Origin of the sequence: Pseudomonas spartinae (assembly GCF_965197125.1) — a bacterium.
In the GTDB taxonomy this organism is placed as follows: domain Bacteria; phylum Pseudomonadota; class Gammaproteobacteria; order Pseudomonadales; family Pseudomonadaceae; genus Aquipseudomonas; species Aquipseudomonas composti_A.
In genome coordinates this window covers 63,353-79,206 of sequence record NZ_CBDAMB010000009.1, presented here as the reverse complement: position 1 = coordinate 79,206, position 15,854 = coordinate 63,353, and the positions used below count along the sequence as shown (strand labels likewise).

18 protein-coding genes are annotated in these 15,854 nt (G+C 64.8%); 14 read left to right on the top strand and 4 right to left on the bottom strand.

The window, feature by feature from the left end; genetic code table 11:
* Positions 1–560 precede the first annotated feature (560 nt).
* The 3 genes from modA to modC all read left to right on the top strand — a co-directional run bounded on the left by modA (position 561) and on the right by modC (position 3,183).
* Positions 561–1,316: a molybdate ABC transporter substrate-binding protein gene (gene modA, locus ACN8M7_RS19070; RefSeq protein ID WP_490261789.1), complete on the top strand. Its 756-nt coding sequence runs from the start codon at positions 561–563 to the stop codon at positions 1,314–1,316.
* Positions 1,317–1,378: 62 nt separating this feature from the next.
* Positions 1,379–2,059 (top strand): molybdate ABC transporter permease subunit, encoded by a 681-nt coding sequence (gene modB / locus ACN8M7_RS19065; protein ID WP_490261788.1) that lies wholly within the window; start codon positions 1,379–1,381, stop codon positions 2,057–2,059.
* Complete coding sequence (modC, locus tag ACN8M7_RS19060) at positions 2,059–3,183, top strand: molybdenum ABC transporter ATP-binding protein (RefSeq protein WP_490261872.1); 1,125 nt, start codon at positions 2,059–2,061, stop codon at positions 3,181–3,183. Before modB ends, modC begins: the two co-directional genes overlap by 1 nt.
* 97 nt (positions 3,184–3,280) lie before the next feature.
* On the opposite strand, the gene ACN8M7_RS19055 is transcribed toward modC, so the two are convergent.
* On the bottom strand, positions 3,281–3,862 hold the full coding sequence (locus tag ACN8M7_RS19055) for an RBBP9/YdeN family alpha/beta hydrolase (protein WP_061238349.1): 582 nt from the start codon (positions 3,860–3,862) through the stop codon (positions 3,281–3,283).
* A gap of 244 nt (positions 3,863–4,106) precedes the next feature.
* Between ACN8M7_RS19055 and oscA the strand changes: the two genes are divergently transcribed.
* The 5 genes from oscA (at position 4,107) to ACN8M7_RS19030 (ending at position 8,227) form a co-directional block, all read left to right on the top strand.
* Positions 4,107–4,289 (top strand): sulfur starvation response protein OscA, encoded by a 183-nt coding sequence (oscA, locus tag ACN8M7_RS19050; protein WP_061238348.1) that lies wholly within the window; start codon positions 4,107–4,109, stop codon positions 4,287–4,289.
* A 100-nt stretch (positions 4,290–4,389) separates the two neighbouring features.
* Positions 4,390–5,391 (top strand): sulfate ABC transporter substrate-binding protein, encoded by a 1,002-nt coding sequence (locus tag ACN8M7_RS19045; RefSeq protein ID WP_490261787.1) that lies wholly within the window; start codon positions 4,390–4,392, stop codon positions 5,389–5,391.
* 112 nt (positions 5,392–5,503) lie between these two features.
* Positions 5,504–6,316 (top strand): sulfate ABC transporter permease subunit CysT, encoded by an 813-nt coding sequence (cysT, locus tag ACN8M7_RS19040; RefSeq protein ID WP_490261786.1) that lies wholly within the window; start codon positions 5,504–5,506, stop codon positions 6,314–6,316.
* 10 nt (positions 6,317–6,326) lie between these two features.
* On the top strand, positions 6,327–7,193 hold the full coding sequence (gene cysW, locus ACN8M7_RS19035) for a sulfate ABC transporter permease subunit CysW (RefSeq protein ID WP_490261785.1): 867 nt from the start codon (positions 6,327–6,329) through the stop codon (positions 7,191–7,193).
* A gap of 41 nt (positions 7,194–7,234) precedes the next feature.
* Positions 7,235–8,227: a sulfate/molybdate ABC transporter ATP-binding protein gene (locus ACN8M7_RS19030; protein WP_490261784.1), complete on the top strand. Its 993-nt coding sequence runs from the start codon at positions 7,235–7,237 to the stop codon at positions 8,225–8,227.
* 5 nt (positions 8,228–8,232) lie between these two features.
* On the opposite strand, the gene ACN8M7_RS19025 is transcribed toward ACN8M7_RS19030, so the two are convergent.
* On the bottom strand, positions 8,233–8,925 hold the full coding sequence (locus tag ACN8M7_RS19025; RefSeq protein WP_490261783.1) for an ArsR/SmtB family transcription factor: 693 nt from the start codon (positions 8,923–8,925) through the stop codon (positions 8,233–8,235).
* A gap of 81 nt (positions 8,926–9,006) precedes the next feature.
* On the opposite strand from ACN8M7_RS19025, the gene ACN8M7_RS19020 reads away from it, so the two are divergent.
* Both ACN8M7_RS19020 and ACN8M7_RS19015 read left to right on the top strand, forming a co-directional pair.
* Entirely contained in the window at positions 9,007–9,366 is a 360-nt protein-coding gene (locus ACN8M7_RS19020; RefSeq protein ID WP_490261782.1) for an antibiotic biosynthesis monooxygenase family protein, read from the top strand.
* Positions 9,363–10,100, top strand: coding sequence for a sulfite exporter TauE/SafE family protein (locus ACN8M7_RS19015; RefSeq protein ID WP_490261781.1), 738 nt, complete (start codon positions 9,363–9,365; stop codon positions 10,098–10,100). The genes ACN8M7_RS19020 and ACN8M7_RS19015 overlap by 4 nt, the downstream gene beginning before the upstream one ends.
* Positions 10,101–10,110: 10 nt before the next feature.
* Here ACN8M7_RS19015 and ACN8M7_RS19010 read toward each other — a convergent pair whose 3' ends face one another.
* Entirely contained in the window at positions 10,111–10,512 is a 402-nt protein-coding gene (locus ACN8M7_RS19010) for a hypothetical protein (protein ID WP_490261780.1), read from the bottom strand.
* 122 nt (positions 10,513–10,634) lie between these two features.
* On the opposite strand from ACN8M7_RS19010, the gene ACN8M7_RS19005 reads away from it, so the two are divergent.
* Both ACN8M7_RS19005 and ACN8M7_RS19000 read left to right on the top strand, forming a co-directional pair.
* On the top strand, positions 10,635–11,423 hold the full coding sequence (locus ACN8M7_RS19005; protein ID WP_490261779.1) for an MmyB family transcriptional regulator: 789 nt from the start codon (positions 10,635–10,637) through the stop codon (positions 11,421–11,423).
* A gap of 130 nt (positions 11,424–11,553) precedes the next feature.
* Positions 11,554–12,300: a hypothetical protein gene (locus ACN8M7_RS19000; RefSeq protein ID WP_490261778.1), complete on the top strand. Its 747-nt coding sequence runs from the start codon at positions 11,554–11,556 to the stop codon at positions 12,298–12,300.
* Between the two features lie 202 nt (positions 12,301–12,502).
* Here ACN8M7_RS19000 and ACN8M7_RS18995 read toward each other — a convergent pair whose 3' ends face one another.
* The gene (locus ACN8M7_RS18995) at positions 12,503–13,027 is read right to left on the bottom strand and encodes an Mpo1 family 2-hydroxy fatty acid dioxygenase (protein WP_490261777.1); all 525 of its coding nucleotides are present in this window, start codon (positions 13,025–13,027) and stop codon (positions 12,503–12,505) included.
* A 123-nt stretch (positions 13,028–13,150) separates the two neighbouring features.
* Between ACN8M7_RS18995 and ACN8M7_RS18990 the strand changes: the two genes are divergently transcribed.
* Entirely contained in the window at positions 13,151–13,834 is a 684-nt protein-coding gene (locus tag ACN8M7_RS18990; RefSeq protein WP_490261776.1) for a Crp/Fnr family transcriptional regulator, read from the top strand.
* Positions 13,835–13,895: 61 nt separating this feature from the next.
* A complete protein-coding gene (locus ACN8M7_RS18985) occupies positions 13,896–15,848 on the top strand; it encodes a metallophosphoesterase family protein (protein WP_490261775.1) in 1,953 nt (650 codons plus the stop codon).
* The last annotated feature ends 6 nt before the right edge of the window (positions 15,849–15,854 follow it).

The following is a 15,854-nucleotide window of genomic DNA, read 5'->3' as shown; positions in this document are numbered from 1 at the left end:
GGAGCCCCGTTTCAAGGCACGAACGAGGTAAAAAGCCACACCCGCGCGGTGAATGGGTGGACTACTGCATCCACCCGGCCAGGCGCGCCAGCAGGGCGTCGCAGCGTTCGAGCTGATCGAGACTGCCGGGCGGCAGACCAGGGTGGTGAAGTCCTCACGCCCGGCGATCACGGCGTCACAGGCAGCGTCGGTGAACAGGTTGCGGTGGGGACATGGGCGCGTCCGCAGGGTGGATGGCGCTTCCTCCATCAACCATCACAGGGCAGGCGGTGGATGAAAAGAGCGTCGTCCACCCTACTCGCGGATTCCGCCGGGGCGGCTCGTTGCAGACACTCTGTTCAGAGCGAGGGATTCGCGAAATTATGTTTTTTGTAGTTGCTGGCAAGGGAAAAACTGCACGCAGGCTTTGACGGTGCAAGCGCCTACGGCTGCGCACAAAGATCGTGCAGGGAAACCGACTCATAATCGCTATATACAAAAAGATATAACGATGTAGCATTGCCGCATTCATACCGGCTGCCAGGCGTCGAGGCGACGCCTGCACACGACAAGGAATTGCCATGCTCAAGCCTCTCCAGCACAGCCTTCTGGCCCTCGGCCTGCTCTTTGCCGGCGGCGCCAGCGCCGATGAAGTCAAGGTCGCGGTCGCGGCCAACTTCACCGCACCGATCCAGGCCATCGCCCCTGCGTTCGAGAAAGCCACCGGGCACAAGCTGCTGGCCTCCTTCGGCGCCACCGGGCAGTTCTATGCGCAGATCAACAACGGCGCGCCGTTCGAGGTGTTCCTCGCGGCCGACGACAGCACTCCAGCCAGACTGGAAAGCGAAGGCAAGGTCGTCCCTGGCTCGCGCTTCACCTACGCCATCGGCAGCCTGGTGCTGTGGTCGGCCGATGCCAGCTATCTCGATGGTACGGACGCGGCGCTGAAAGCCGGCCAGTTCAAGCACCTGTCCATCGCCAATCCGCAGGCCGCGCCCTATGGCCTGGCGGCGACTCAGGTGCTGGCCAAGCTGGGCCTGAGCGAAACGCTCAAGGGCAAGCTGGTCGAGGGCCAGAACATCACCCAGGCATATCAGTTCGTTGCCACCGGTAACGCCGAGCTGGGCTTCGTCGCGCTGTCGCAGGTGTACCAGCAGGGCCAGGTCAGCAGCGGCTCGGCCTGGATAGTGCCGGACACCCTGTACCAGCCGATCAAGCAGGACGCGGTGATCCTCAAGCCAGGCGCGAACAATCCGGCGGCTGCGGCGCTGGTGCAGTACCTGAAAAGCCCGGAAGCGGCGAAGGTGATCGAGTCGTTCGGCTATAAACTGCCGTAGAACCATTTGCCTGAATCCGGCCCGGGCTGCATCCGCGCCAGGTTCGCCTTTCGGAATCACGCATGCCGCTGTCCAAGAACGACCTCGATGCCATCCTCCTGACCCTGGAGCTGGCCTCGCTGACCACCGTGCTGCTGCTGATCATCGGCACGCCCATCGCGATGTGGCTGACACGCACCGAGTCCTGGCTCAAACGCCCGGTCGGCGCCGTGGTGGCGTTGCCGCTGGTGCTGCCGCCGACGGTGATCGGCTTCTACCTGCTGGTGAGCATGGGGCCCAACGGTTTCTTCGGCCAACTGACGCAGAGCCTCGGCCTGGGCACCTTCACCTTCAGCTTCACCGGCCTGGTGATCGGCTCGATCTTCTACTCCCTGCCCTTTGTCGTGCAGCCGCTGCAGAACGCCTTCGAGGCCATCGGCCGCGCCCCGCTGGAAGCTGCCGCGACCTTGCGCGCCAACCCCTGGGATACGTTCTTCAGCGTGGTGCTGCCGCTGGCCCGCCCGGGCTTCATCACCGCCGCCATTCTCAGCTTCGCCCATACCGTTGGTGAATTCGGCGTGGTGCTGATGATTGGCGGCAACATCCCCGGCAAGACCCAGGTGGTGTCGGTGCAGATCTACAACCATGTGGAAACCATGAACTACGCCCAGGCGCACTGGCTGGCCGGTGGCATGGTGGCGTTCTCCTTCATCGTCTTGCTCACGTTGTACAGCGGGCGCCGCCCGCGCATGAGGGCGCTGTGATGTTCGGTTTCGGCAAGCCCGCGCCTTTGCCCGTGACGGATGACGGGCGCATCCGCGCGCGCTTTCTGGTGCAGCATCCGGGCTTTCGTCTGGATGTCGACCTCGACCTGCCGGCGCGCGGGGTCAGCGCGCTGTTCGGCCATTCCGGCTCGGGCAAAACCAGTTGCCTGCGCTGCTTCGCCGGGCTGGATCGCCCGCAACAGGGCTACCTGCAAGTGGCCGGTGAGCTCTGGCAGGACAGCGCACGTGGCTTCTTCCTGCCTGCGCACCAGCGCGCCATCGGCTACGTGTTCCAGGACGCCAACCTGTTCCCGCATCTCAACGTGCGCCGCAATCTGCAATACGGGCAGAAACGCATCCCGGCGGCGCAGCGCAAGGTGGCGCTGGATCAGGCGCTGGAATTGCTGGGCATCGGTCACCTGCTCGAGCGCATGCCCTCGGCATTGTCCGGTGGAGAGCGCCAGCGCGTCGGCATCGCCCGTGCACTGGTCACCAGCCCGCGTTTGCTGCTGATGGACGAGCCGCTGGCCTCGCTCGATCTCAAGCGCAAGCAGGAAGTGCTGCCTTACCTGCAACGCCTGCACGAGGAGCTGGACATCCCGCTGCTCTACGTCAGCCATGCACCGGACGAAGTGGCGCGCCTGGCCGATCATCTGGTGCTGCTCGACGAAGGCCAGGTGCGCGCCAGTGGCCCACTGAAGGAAACCCTGCTGCGCGCCGACCTGCCGTTTGCCAGCGATGACGAGGCCGAAGCCGTGATCGACGGCGCAGTCTGCGGCCACGATGGCACCTACGACCTGCTGCAACTGCGCCTTCCCGGCAGCGAAGCCTGCCTGCGCCTGCCCCATGCGGCGCTGCCCGAGGGCCACCGGGTGCGGGTGAAGATCAAGGCGCGCGACGTCAGCCTGAGCCTGCAACGCGCCGAGGGCAGCAGCCTGCTCAACCTGTTGCCGGTGCGGGTCGAGGGCTGGCACGCGCTGGGTGCGCAGATGCTGCTGACCCTGAGCATCGGCGATCAGCGTTTGCTGGCGCGGATCACCCGCTACTCCTTCGATCACCTGGGCATTCACGCCGGACAGGCGATCTGGGCTCAGATCAAATCAGTGTCGCTGCTGGCACCGTAGGTACGCGGTCCCATAGGCCGTACTCGGCTTTGGCTTGCTGCATCCATGCAATCGTCGCGAAGCACTACGCCGCATCACATTGGCGGGTTGTAGCCGTTCAGGCACGCCGGCGCGAGCGCTGCTCGATACGGCTCTGCAGGCGATACAGATAGGCGAAGCCCTGCTCCCAATAACGGTGTCCGGACTTCACGTTGATATGCCCGGCACCGCTGAGGATCACCGTCTCACTGCCCCAGTCACGCGCCAGCTCCAGGGCGCGCAGCGCGCTGGCTGCAGCATCGTTATCGGAGCCCACCAGCAGGCTGGGAAAGGGCAGCAAATCGCGCGGCATCGGCGCGAAATTTCGCAGCGGTTCGGGGCAGCCTGGCCGCTCGACATCGGCCGGCGCGACCAGCAGCGCACCACGCACACGGCGCAACAGTTCGACCGGAGCCTGCCGCGCCCAGTGCGCAACGGTGATGCAGCCCAGGCTGTGCGCAATGAGCATGGCCGGACGCGGATCGGCGGCGACCGCTGTATTCAGCGCAGCGATCCAGTCGCCCCGTTGCGGGTTGATCCAGTCCTGCTGCTCGACCCGCGCACTGTTTGGCAGGCTGCGCTGCCAGTGGCTTTGCCAGTGTTCCTCGGGTGAGCCCTGCCAACCCGGCAGGATCAGATAACGGATTGCTTCGCTGGCCATGACGGCGCCTCCTTGAATCGAATGGCGTCAGTCTAGGCAGCGCGAATTCATTACAAAAAGAATAAGAATTTATTTGCTTATTCCATAAATACAATTCAAGCAGACAACGCCTTATATTTCCAAAAAGAATATAAATGTTCTTAAACAGTATTTTTAAGAATATTCGTGCCTACCTACTATCCGCTCCACGCCAGCGTCGGCACTCGTTGCGCCGCCGTGGTGCCCATTCACAAGGAGCCTGGAAATGACCGCGACGCTGAGAAACCTGGAAGGTCAGGATGAAGCCGTCATCCTCCGCGAGATCCAGACCGCCCTGCATGGCCTGAAATTCGGCTCGGTGGAAATCACCGTGCACAACGGCCAGGTGGTGCAGATCGAGCGCAAGGAAAAGATCCGCCTGCAACAGCCGAACACCAAGCACAGCTGACAGATCACCGACTCATGATGCAGCCCGACTGGACCACCGGAGGGCTAGAACCCCAACGCCTCCGCCAACACAAGAACTTATCCAGTTTAGGAGCTGCACCATGTCCATTCGCCGTTTCGCCCTGGCCGCGCTGGCCAGCACCCTGATCGCCGGCCCGGCCATCGCCCAGCCGCTGCTCAACGTGTCCTACGACCCGACCCGCGAGCTGTACGTCGAGTACAACGCCGCCTTCAACACATTCTGGCAAGCGCAGGGCAACCCGGCCGTGACCATCCAACAGTCCCACGGCGGCTCGGGCAAGCAGGCCCGTGCGGTGATCGACGGCCTGCGTGCCGACGTGGTGACCCTGGCGCTGTCCGGCGATATCGACGCGCTGAACCTCAACCAGCAACTGATCGACCCGAACTGGCAGGCGCGCCTGCCGGATAACAGCACGCCGTACACCTCGACCATCGTGTTCCTGGTACGCAAGGGCAACCCGAAAGGCATCAAGGACTGGGATGACCTGGTCAAGGACGGCGTGGAAGTCATCACCCCGAATCCGAAAACCTCCGGCGGCGCGCGCTGGAACTTCCTCGCCGCCTGGGCCTATGCCCGCGAGAAATTCGGCAGCGAAGACAAGGCGCTGGAATTCGTCACCGAGCTGTACCGCCATGCCCCGGTGCTGGATACCGGCGCTCGCGGCTCGACCATCAGCTTCGTCCAGCGTGGCCTGGGCGACGTGCTGCTGGCCTGGGAGAACGAGGCCTACCTGTCGCTGGCCGAAGAAGGTGGCGACCAGCTGGAGATCGTCACTCCGTCGCTGTCGATCCTCGCCGAGCCGCCGGTAGCGGTGGTCGATGCCAACGTCGAGCGCAAGGGCACACGCAAAGTGGCCGAAGCCTACCTGCAACACCTGTACAGCGAAGAAGGCCAGCGCATCGCTGCGAAAAACTTCTACCGCCCACGCAACGAGAAAGTTGCCGCCGAGTTCAAGGATCAGTTCCAGAACCTCAAGTTGGTGACCATCGACAAGGACTTCGGCGGCTGGAAAGAAGCCCAGCCGAAGTATTTCGGTGACGGCGCGGTGTTCGATCAGATCTTCAGCAAGATCAACCAGTAGCAGCGAATTCATTCGCGATTGTCTCGCGCGTTTCGCCACGGAGTCGCGCCCATGGGGACGTACCCAGCGGCCCTGGGTGCGGCCCTGATCGCTGCCACATGAAGGACACTCCATGTCTCGTCGAACTTCCCCGGTCATACCCGGCTTCGGGCTGACCCTGGGCTACACCATCAGCTACCTGGCCTTGATCGTGCTGATTCCGCTAGGGGCGATGCTGCTCTTCTCGCTGCAACTGAGCAGCGAACAGTGGTGGGCATTGCTCAACAACCGCCAGCTGCAGTTCTCGCTGCAACTGTCGTTCGGCACCGCGCTGGCCGCCGCCCTGCTCAATGGCATCCTCGGCACCGTCATCGCCTGGGTGCTGGTGCGCTACACCTTCCCTGGCCGGCGCATCATCGATGCCATGGTCGACATGCCCTTCGCCCTGCCCACGGCGGTGGCCGGCATCGCGCTCACCGCGCTGTACGCCCCCAATGGTCTGATCGGTTCGCTGTTCCCGTTCAAGATCGCCTATACCCCGCTGGGCATCACCCTGGCGCTGGTGTTCGTCACTCTGCCGTTCGTGGTGCGCACCCTGCAGCCAGTGCTGGCCGACATCCCCAAGGAAGTCGAGGAAGCCGCCGCCTGCCTGGGCGCCAGGCCGCTGCAGGTGTTCCGCCACGTGCTGCTACCGAGCCTGCTGCCGGCCTGGCTGACCGGCTTCGCCCTGGCCTTCGCCCGCGGTGTCGGCGAGTACGGCTCGGTGGTGTTCATCGCCGGCAACATCCCGCTGAAGACCGAGATCCTGCCGCTGCTGATCGTCTCCAAGCTGGATCAGTACGACTACCCCGGCGCCACCGCCATCGGCGTGATCATGCTGGTGGTGTCGTTCATCCTGCTGCTGCTGATCAACATCCTGCAGCGCCGCATCCAGCCGCCACTTTGAGGAGCCCGTCATGAGCCTTGCAACCCTTGGCCAGAGCGCGGCTGCGCGCCCGGCCAGCCGCTCCGTCGGCGCCATCGTCCTGATCGTCATCGCCTGGGCCGTGTTCGCCATGATCCTGCTGCTACCGCTGTATATGGTGCTGACCCAGGGCCTGAGTCGTGGCCTGGAATTCTTCTGGGCGGCGATCCGCGAGCCGGATGCCATCTCGGCGCTGCAACTGACCCTGCTGGCTACCGCCATCTCGGTGCCGCTGAACCTGGTGTTCGGCGTGGCGGCGGCCTGGGCAGTGACCAAATTCGAGTTTCGCGGCAAGAGCATTCTGGTCACCCTGATCGACATGCCGTTCTCGGTGTCGCCGGTGGTCGCCGGCCTGATCTACGTGCTGCTGTTCGGCTCGCAGAGCGTGCTCGCGCCCTATCTCGACTCGCACAACCTGCAGATCATCTACGCCGTACCCGGCATCGTGCTGGCGACGATCTTCGTCACCTTCCCCTTCGTCGCCCGCGAGCTGATCCCGCTGATGGAGCAGCAGGGCACCACCGAGGAAGAGGCCGCGCGCCTGCTCGGAGCCAACGGTTGGCAGATGTTCTGGCATGTCACGCTGCCTAACGTAAAATGGGCGCTGATTTACGGCGTGGTGCTGTGCACCGCCCGTGCGATGGGCGAATTCGGCGCAGTATCGGTGGTCTCCGGGCATATCCGCGGGTACACCAACACCCTGCCGCTGCATATCGAGATTCTCTACAACGAGTACAACATCGTCGCCGCCTTCAGCGTGGCGATCCTGTTGCTCGTCATGGCCCTGGTGGTGCTGCTGCTTCGCCAATGGAGCGAGGCGCGTCTGAGCCGCCAGCTACAAGCCGATCGAGAAGACTGACAGCCGTGAGGCCCGGCCCACGGAACCACCAGGAATAAGCCATGAGTATCGAAGTCACAGGCGTCAACAAGCAGTTCGGCCAGTTCAAGGCGCTGAACGAGATCAACCTGAGCATCCAGAGCGGCGAGCTGGTCGCCCTGCTCGGCCCGTCCGGCTGCGGCAAGACCACCCTGCTACGCATCATCGCCGGCCTGGAAACCCCGAATAGCGGCAGCATCGGCTTCCACGGCGAGGACGTGTCCGAGCACGACGTGCGTGATCGCAACGTCGGTTTCGTGTTCCAGCACTACGCGCTGTTCCGCCACATGACGGTATTCGACAACGTCGCCTTCGGCCTGCGCATGAAGCCCAAGCGCGAGCGCCCAAGCGAAGAGGTGATCAAGCAGAAGGTGCACGAACTGCTCGACCTGGTGCAGCTCGACTGGCTCGGCGACCGCTACCCGGAGCAGCTCTCCGGGGGCCAGCGCCAGCGCATCGCCCTGGCCCGGGCCCTGGCGGTAGAGCCGAAAGTGCTGCTGCTCGACGAACCCTTCGGCGCACTGGACGCCAAGGTGCGCAAGGAGCTGCGCCGCTGGCTGGCGCGCCTGCACGAGGAAGTGCACCTGACCAGCGTGTTCGTTACCCACGACCAGGAAGAAGCCATGGAAGTGGCCGACCGCATCGTGGTGATGAACAAAGGTGTGATCGAGCAGATCGGCACCCCAGCCGAGGTCTACGAATACCCGGCCAGCGACTTCGTCTACCACTTCCTGGGTGATGCCAACCGCCTCTACGTCGGCAACGACCACCACGTGCTGTTCCGCCCGCACGAGGTCGACCTGTCCAGCGAGCCGAGCCCGGAGCACAAGGCCGGTGAAGTGCGTGACATCCGCCTGCTCGGCGCCATCACCCGCATCACCCTCAAGGTCGAAGGCCAGGACGAACTGATCGAGGCCGAGGTGGCCAAGGATCACGTCAGCCTGGACAACCTCGCCCGCGGCACCACCCTGTACTTCAAGCCCAAGGGCGGCAAGCCGGTCAGCGCCCAGGCCTGAGCGGCCTAATCCAGGGCGATCGCCATGATCGCCCTGCGCCCCTGTGGGGAAACCTGCAGCGCACGCGAACCCTGACTGCGACACAGCCAACCCTGGCCTTCGCACAGACTCAGCAACGCCGCGCCCAGCGCTCCGCCCAGATGCGGCTTGCGCTCGCTCCAGTCGGGGCAGGCGCACAGACGCTGGCGGCGCTGACGGCCGACCTGCTGCAGATCGATGCCCAATGCCAGCAGGCCCTGCTCACCGCGCGCGGTCAGGGTCAGCGCAGCGCCCTCCTCGCTCAGCCAATCGGCGGCATGCATGCGCGCGAACACGCCGACTGCCAGCTCGCCGGCCAGGTGGTCATAGCAGGTACGCGCCTCGCGCATGGGCTGCGGCGTGCCGCGCGAGCTTGGTATAGCGCGAGCTTGCCGGGGCTGTGCAGCCAGTGCAGCACTGGCCAGCGCCTCGACCAGTTGCCCGACTTCCGGCCCGGCCAGGCGGTAATAGCGATTGCGCCCATGCCGCTGCTGGGCCAGCAGGCCGCCCTCTACCAGCTTGGCCAGGTGCGCGCTGGTCGACGACGGCGACAGCCCCGCCAGCAAGGCCAATTCACCGGCCGGCCGCGCGCTACCATCCATCAGTGCCCAGACCATACTCGCGCGCCCGGCATCGGCGAGCAGCGCAGCAATCGAACTGAAACCCGGTGCGTATTCCATAGTTCACCTCATGACGAAACATGGCATGCAACAAATGTGGATACTGGCAGGCAACTTCAGCCAGAGCCAGGGAGAAAGCCGATGCTCGCCGTGATCTTCGAAGTCGAGGCCAAACCGGACCAACAGCAGGACTATCTCGACCTCGCCGCAGAGCTGCGCCCGCTGCTCGCCGAACAGCCGGGTTTCATCTCCATCGAGCGCTTCCAGAGCCTTACCCAGCCAGGGAAGATCCTGTCGCTGTCGTTCTGGCAGGACGAGGCCTCGGTCCAGGCCTGGCGCCAGCGCGATGAACACCGACGCGCACAGACGGCAGGACGCGAGGAGGTTTTCAGTCACTATCGTCTGCGCGTGGCCCAGGTACTGCGCGACTACGGCATGCACGAACGCGACGAGGCGCCTGCCGACAGCCGGGCGATCCACGAACAGGGGGCTGCACGATGACCGAGCATCTACCGCTGATCCTCGCCACCTTTCTCCTCGCTGGCATGGTCAAGGGCGTGGTCGGCCTCGGCCTGCCGACCATCGCCGTCGGTTTGCTGGGCCTGGTGATGGCGCCGCTGCAGGCCGCTGCGCTGCTGATCATCCCGTCGATGGTGACCAACATCTGGCAGCTGTGCGACGGCCGCAGCCCACTGCCGATGTTGCGCCGCCTGTGGCCGATGCTGCTGGGCATCCTGTTCGGCACGCTGCTGATCGCCGGCCTGCTGCAGAGCCTCGATCTGCCCGGCGCCAGCCGCTGGCTGGGTGCCGCCCTGGTGCTCTACGCGCTGCTCGGCTTGGCCAAGGTGCACTTTCGCGTGGAGCGCGCCAGGGAAGCCTGGCTAGGCCCGGTGATCGGTGCGATCACCGGCGCGATTACCGCAGTCACTGGCGTGTTCGTGATTCCCGCCGTGCCCTACCTGCAGGCCATCGGCCTGGAGAAAGACGATCTGGTCCAGGCCCTGGGGTTGTCGTTCAGCGTCTCGACGCTGGCGCTGGCGGCCGCGCTCGGGCACAGCGGTGAACTGCTGCAACCGGCGGTCCTCGGCTTCTCTGCCCTGGCCCTGCTACCCGCCTTGCTGGGCATGGCCGCCGGCCAGTGGCTGCGCAAACGCATCAGCCCGGAGCGCTTCAAGCTCTGGTTCTTCGTCGGTCTGTTGCTGCTCGGGGCCGAGCTGGCGTTGCGCGGCCTTTGAGCCAGACCCATCAGATCACGGCGGCCGACGAGTGCTTGAGGCCCAGCCATTGCAATCCGGCCAGCAGTCCTACCGCCAGCGCCTGAGTGATGACGAAGCAGTAGCCGAACAGGTTCGGCGACAGCCAACCGACCACTAGCAACAGCAGGCTGTCGAGCACCCAGATGAGATTGACCGCGATCACCGCCCAGATGACCTGACGGCTGATCTCGGCACGGTTGGACAACCACACCAGCAGCGCGGCGAATGGCAACAGGGCGCTGCCAGCGACCAGCAACAGCAGGCGCGGCAATTCGAGGAAGGCGCCCAGCCAGCCGGCAGCCAGGACCAGCAGCAGGCCGGTGACACCGCTGAGCAGGCCATCGAGCAAGAGGGCGTTGCGCAGCATCGGGGTGGGTTGTAGTGCGTTCATGGCGAATCCTCCGTAAGGGCACCGGGGTGGTACCTGGCCTACAGATTTCGCTGAAACGCTCGGGGCGTCGATTACCTCCCAGGTAATGGCTGACATGACCTGGCTGGACTATCGTGCTGACCATGAATACGAACTCCCAGACCGCCGGCACGCTGTTGCGCCAATGGCGCCAGCGACGCCGTTTGAGCCAGCTCGACCTCGCCTGCGAGGCCGATATTTCCACGCGCCACCTGAGCTTCGTCGAGACAGGGCGCGCTCAACCCAGCCGCGAGATGCTGCTACACCTCGCCGAACAGCTGGAGATCCCTCTGCGCGAGCGTAATCGCCTGCTCAGCGCCGCGGGTTTCGCCCCGTTGTATAGCCAGCATGACCTGGCCGACCCGGCGCTGGCTCCGGCCCGCCAGGCCATCGAGCAGTTGCTCCAGGCCCATGAGCCTTACCCGGCCCTGGCCATCGATCGGCAGTGGAACCTGCTGGCGGCCAACGCCTCGGTCGCTCCCTTTCTCGATGGCGTGGCGGATTTTCTGCTCGGCCCGCCGCTCAACGTGCTACGCCTGTCCCTGCACCCGCAGGGGCTGGCGCCACGCATCGTCAACCTGGCGCAATGGCGCGCGCATCTGTTGCTACGCCTGCATCGAGATGCCGAGGTCAGTGGCGACCCGCAGCTCTTCGCCCTGCACGAAGAACTGCTGACCTACCCCGCCCCCGAGGATCAAGGCGACCCGCTGGCCGAGGCGGTACTGATGCCGGTGCAGCTGCGTACCGAGGCCGGCGTGCTGAGCCTGATCAGCACCACCACGGTATTCGGCACGCCGAACGACGTGACCCTGGCCGAACTGGCGCTGGAAACCTTTTTCCCCGCTGACGCCTTCAGCACCGACTACCTGCGCAATCTGACGAAAAGCCCCTGAACGGTAGCGATTTCCGACGAAATCACTCTTTCGGGTCATGCTCCGCTACGCGTGGCGCAGTAGTCTTGGCGCTGCGTCATTGACGCTGCCAATGCATACCTGCTCAAAACAATAACAAGGAGCACCCCGGATGCGCTGTAAAGCACTGTTGCGCCATGCTTTTGTCTGGTCGCTCGGACTCTTCGTCGGGCTTTCGCCAATGGCCTTCGCCGAGGCCGTCAGCCCACAGGAACAGATTCAGATACACGCCAGCCGCGCCACCAGCAGCCTGATGCTGTTACGTGGCGAAGGTTTCCAGAAGACTCATCAGCAGCGCCTGGACGCCGACCTGGCCGCGCTGGCCGGCGCCATGCAGAGCCTGCCGCAGGGCAACGCGGCGCTCACCAGCGCCCATCTGGCCCTCGTTACTCAACTGCGCAACGGTGTTTCCTATGGCCCCGGTGATGAGAACGTGCCCTGGCGCTTCCCCGAGGATCTCAGCCGTGCCCTGCGCGATTTTCTCAGCGCAGCCCGCGCCTTAACGGGCGCCGGAGACCAGAGTGAGCTGGCAGCCAAGGTCGAGTACCTCTGCGTGCAGTACCTCAGCCGCTCGTATCTGGGCACCTTCGAGATCGCCCGCGAGCAGCCCGGCACCTATCTCGGCCAGGACGAACGCCTGCTGCTGCCGGCCATCGATAGCGAACTGCAGGCGCTCAAGGACCAATCCGACCCGCAGGTGAGCAAGCTGCACACGCGCTGGAGCTATCTGCGCGCCGCACTGGCCGACATGAACAGCCAGAGCAACACCCTGCAAAGCGTCTCCGGCCGCCCCTTCGCCCCCATCACCGTGGACCGCCACGCGCGCGCCATGACGGCGCAATGGATGACGATGTTCTAGCCCCGCGACCGTGCAAAGCAATCGTGGGAGCCGGCTTGCTGGCGATGCTTTTCGTCAGATCGTCACACTGCGGGGTCGCCAGCAAGCGGGCTCCTGCTTCTCATACAGAACCGAGAAAAGCTCGCGGCTAAAGCCCCTCCCACGGTCTCTCGGGATTGTGGGAAGGGTTTTAGCCGCGACGAACAGCAGAAGCGGTACGTGCTCAGGCCAGCGCCTTCTTCTCGCGGATGCAGGTCGGGCCGGCGATTTCCACCACGGCATGCTCGACCTCCTTGCGCAGGCCAAGCAGGAAGACCAGTTCAGCGACCACGAACAGCGGGCCGATGATCAGCCCCGTGATGTCGTCGACGAACGCCGGCTTGCGCCCTTCGTAGTAATGACCGACGAACTGGATGATCCAGCCGACCACGAACAGGCCAAGCCCTGCCGTCAGCCACAGGCCGGTACTCGCCAGCGCCAGCTTGGCCGCGACCCACAGGGACAACGCCAGCAGAGCGCTCATGAGCAGGCCGAAGCGGGTATCCAGGCGCAGGTAGAAGCATGCCGACGCCAGCGCCACCAAGGTCGCCGGCGCCAGCCACAGGCCGGCGAACTGGAACCCCGGGCGTGACAGCAGCACGGCGACGGCCAACACGATCATCGGGATGCCGATGAAATGGCTGGCGATGTTGCGCCGGTCGCGGTGGTAGGCGGCATACTGCGCCAGGTGATCGACGAGGGTTTTCATGGTTATCGTCCTCACGTGTGAAACGGGCCCGAGCATCATCACCTTGCCGTGGCTCGTCGCACTGTCGGCTAGCCGACAATGGCAACGATGGCCTCGGCGCCGCGTAACCTCACAGGAGCCGCAATGCTCGATCCCCGTGACTATTTCAGCCAGCTGAACCAGGGCCACTGGTTCGCCGCACTGCCCCAACCGCTTGGCCAGAGCCTGCTGGCGATGGCCCAGGTGCAACGCCTGGACGCCGGCCAGCGGCTGTTTCGCCGTGGCGACAAACCCAGCGGGCTGTATGCGGTAGTCGAAGGCGCGGTGCGCGTCGGCGCGGTCAGCGAGAGCGGCAAGGAGGCGCTGCTGACGCTGGTCGAGCCGCCCTACTGGTTCGGCGAAATTTCCCTGTTCGATGGCCTGCCGCGCACCCACGATGCCTTCGCCGAGAGCGCCAGCACCCTGCTGCTGCTACCCCAGCATGAGCTGCTCGCCCTGCTCGAACGCGAGCCGCAGTACTGGCGCGATTTCGCCCTGCTGATGAGCCACAAGCTGCGCCTGACTTTCCTTACCCTGGAGGACATGAGCCTGCTGCCGGCCGCGCCACGCCTGGCCCGGCGCCTGCTGCTGATCGCCGAGAACTACGGCGAGAGCGAACCACGGCGAGTGCTGCACCTGGCCCAGGAACAGCTGGCGCTGATGCTCTCGCTGTCGCGCCAGACCACCAACCAGATCCTCAAGGAGCTGCAGGCACAGGGCGTGGTGCAGCTGACCTACGGCGAAATCGAGATTCTCGATATCGAACGCCTGCGCCAGCTGGCCTCCTGAACCGCTGGCGCCCTGCCACTGTCCAAGCCCTGTCAATTTTCCTGCAGGAAGCGCCGCAACGATGCCTGACAACACCCATGCCCCGCTGCCCGATGTGCTCGCCGGCCCGCTGCTGCGCCGCCTGGAACCCGGCCGCCTGGTGCTGTGGCTGGTAGCCAGTCGCGAGCTGACCCTGCAACTGTGGCTGCAACCCGAGGGCCAGGCGCAACAACGCCACAGCCTGGGTGACGAGCATTGCCAGCAGCTGCCGCTCGGCAAACATGCCGTGCTGCACCTGATCGACCTGCCCCTCTCGCAAGCGCTGCCGCAGGACGAGCGCATCGCTTACGACCTGCAGATCGTCGATGACGCGGGCGCGAAAGGCATGCGCGACTGGGCACCGCACGTGCTGCATGACGGCGCCGAGCATGCCGATTTCGTCCTGCGCTCGCGCGTCGATCAGCTGCTCCACGGCTCCTGCCGCAAGCCGCATCATGCCGCCGACGATGGCCTGCTGTGCGCCGACCGTCTGCTCGCCGAACCACACGACGCCACGCAGCGCCCGGCCCTGCTGCTGATGAGCGGCGATCAGGTTTACGTGGACGACGTCGCCGGGCCGATGCTCTGCGCCATCCACCAGTTGATCGCCCGCCTCGGCCTGTTCGACGAGTTTCTCGAAGGTGCCGTGGTCGAAAACAGCCAGTCGCTGTACGCCAACCCGGTCGGCTACTACCAGCGCGCCGAGCTGCTGCCGGCGGTGAAGAGCAACCAGACCCTGCGCGACAAGTTCTTCGGCGGCGTCGAGAAGCCGGTATTCACCAGCAGCAGCGCCGACAACCACCTGGTGACCTTCGCCGAGATGATCGCCATGTACCTGCTGGTCTGGTCGCCGCTGCCCTGGACGCTGATCAGCGAAAAGCAGCCAGCGCTGGACGACGAACAGCAGCAGCGCTACGCCAGCGAGCGCGAACGTATCGATGCCTTTCGCCAGAATCTGGGCCAGGCCGCGCGGGTGTTCGCTCACTTGCCGACGCTGATGATCTTCGACGACCACGACGTCACCGACGACTGGAACCTCTCCGCACGCTGGGAGCAGACCGCCTACGGCCACCCGTTTTCCAAGCGCATCATCGGCAACGCCCTGCTCGCCTATCTGCTGTGCCAGGGCTGGGGCAACAACCCGGACGTATTCGAGGAGCCGCTGCAGGTCTTTCGCGAACTGCTTGAGCAGCGCCAGGACGACCATCTGCAGGCCACGGCACATGACGCGCTGATCGATCGTCTGCTGGAGTTCGAACAGTGGCACTACGTACTGCCGACCACGCCGGCGCTGCTGGTGCTGGACACCCGCACACGCCGCTGGCGCAGCGAAGGGCATCAGTCGAAGCCCTCGGGGCTGATGGACTGGGAGGCGCTGTGCGATTTTCAGCAGGCGCTGCTCGACCACCCCAGCTGCATCATCGTCTCGCCTGCGCCGATGTTCGGCGTGAAGCTGATCGAAGGCATCCAGAAACTCTTCACCCTCGCCGGCCACCCGCTGATGGTCGATGCCGAGAACTGGATGGCCCACCGCGGCGCAGCCAGCGTGATGATGAACATCTTCCGTCACTCGCGCACACCAGGCGACTTCGTCATCCTTTCCGGCGATGTGCACTACTCCTTCGTCTATCGCGTGAGCATCCGCCACCGTCGCGCCAGCCCGACCATCTGGCAGATCACCAGCAGCGGCATCAAGAACGAGTTTCCGGCCCAGCTGCTGGACTGGTTCGACCGCCTCAATCGCTGGCTCTACGCGCCGTGGTCGCCACTCAACTGGCTGACCAAACGTCGGCGCATGCGCGTCACCCCGCTGATCCCCGATCGCAGCCGCTCAGGCGAACGACTGTGGAACAGCGCCGGCCTCGGCCAGGTGTTCTTCGACGAGCAGGGCCGCCCCACACGCATTCTTCAGCTCAATGCCGACGGCTCGCCACCAGCCGCGTTCGTGGCCGAGCGTGAAGCGGGCGCCACAGAGGCAGCGCTGCTCAGCGAATGAGCAGCG

Coding starts and splice junctions, on each gene's coding strand:
- ACN8M7_RS19000 (WP_490261778.1), top strand. CDS start 11,554: ATGCGCTGTAAAGCACTGTTGCGCCATGCTTTTGTCTGGTCGCTCGGA.
- ACN8M7_RS19005 (WP_490261779.1), top strand. CDS start 10,635: ATGAATACGAACTCCCAGACCGCCGGCACGCTGTTGCGCCAATGGCGC.
- ACN8M7_RS18985 (WP_490261775.1), top strand. CDS start 13,896: ATGCCTGACAACACCCATGCCCCGCTGCCCGATGTGCTCGCCGGCCCG.
- ACN8M7_RS19020 (WP_490261782.1), top strand. CDS start 9,007: ATGCTCGCCGTGATCTTCGAAGTCGAGGCCAAACCGGACCAACAGCAG.
- cysT (WP_490261786.1), top strand. CDS start 5,504: ATGTCTCGTCGAACTTCCCCGGTCATACCCGGCTTCGGGCTGACCCTG.
- modA (WP_490261789.1), top strand. CDS start 561: ATGCTCAAGCCTCTCCAGCACAGCCTTCTGGCCCTCGGCCTGCTCTTT.
- cysW (WP_490261785.1), top strand. CDS start 6,327: ATGAGCCTTGCAACCCTTGGCCAGAGCGCGGCTGCGCGCCCGGCCAGC.
- ACN8M7_RS19030 (WP_490261784.1), top strand. CDS start 7,235: ATGAGTATCGAAGTCACAGGCGTCAACAAGCAGTTCGGCCAGTTCAAG.
- modC (WP_490261872.1), top strand. CDS start 2,059: ATGTTCGGTTTCGGCAAGCCCGCGCCTTTGCCCGTGACGGATGACGGG.
- oscA (WP_061238348.1), top strand. CDS start 4,107: ATGACCGCGACGCTGAGAAACCTGGAAGGTCAGGATGAAGCCGTCATC.
- ACN8M7_RS18990 (WP_490261776.1), top strand. CDS start 13,151: ATGCTCGATCCCCGTGACTATTTCAGCCAGCTGAACCAGGGCCACTGG.
- ACN8M7_RS18995 (WP_490261777.1), bottom strand. CDS start 13,027: ATGAAAACCCTCGTCGATCACCTGGCGCAGTATGCCGCCTACCACCGC.
- ACN8M7_RS19045 (WP_490261787.1), top strand. CDS start 4,390: ATGTCCATTCGCCGTTTCGCCCTGGCCGCGCTGGCCAGCACCCTGATC.
- modB (WP_490261788.1), top strand. CDS start 1,379: ATGCCGCTGTCCAAGAACGACCTCGATGCCATCCTCCTGACCCTGGAG.
- ACN8M7_RS19010 (WP_490261780.1), bottom strand. CDS start 10,512: ATGAACGCACTACAACCCACCCCGATGCTGCGCAACGCCCTCTTGCTC.
- ACN8M7_RS19015 (WP_490261781.1), top strand. CDS start 9,363: ATGACCGAGCATCTACCGCTGATCCTCGCCACCTTTCTCCTCGCTGGC.
- ACN8M7_RS19055 (WP_061238349.1), bottom strand. CDS start 3,862: ATGGCCAGCGAAGCAATCCGTTATCTGATCCTGCCGGGTTGGCAGGGC.
- ACN8M7_RS19025 (WP_490261783.1), bottom strand. CDS start 8,925: ATGGAATACGCACCGGGTTTCAGTTCGATTGCTGCGCTGCTCGCCGAT.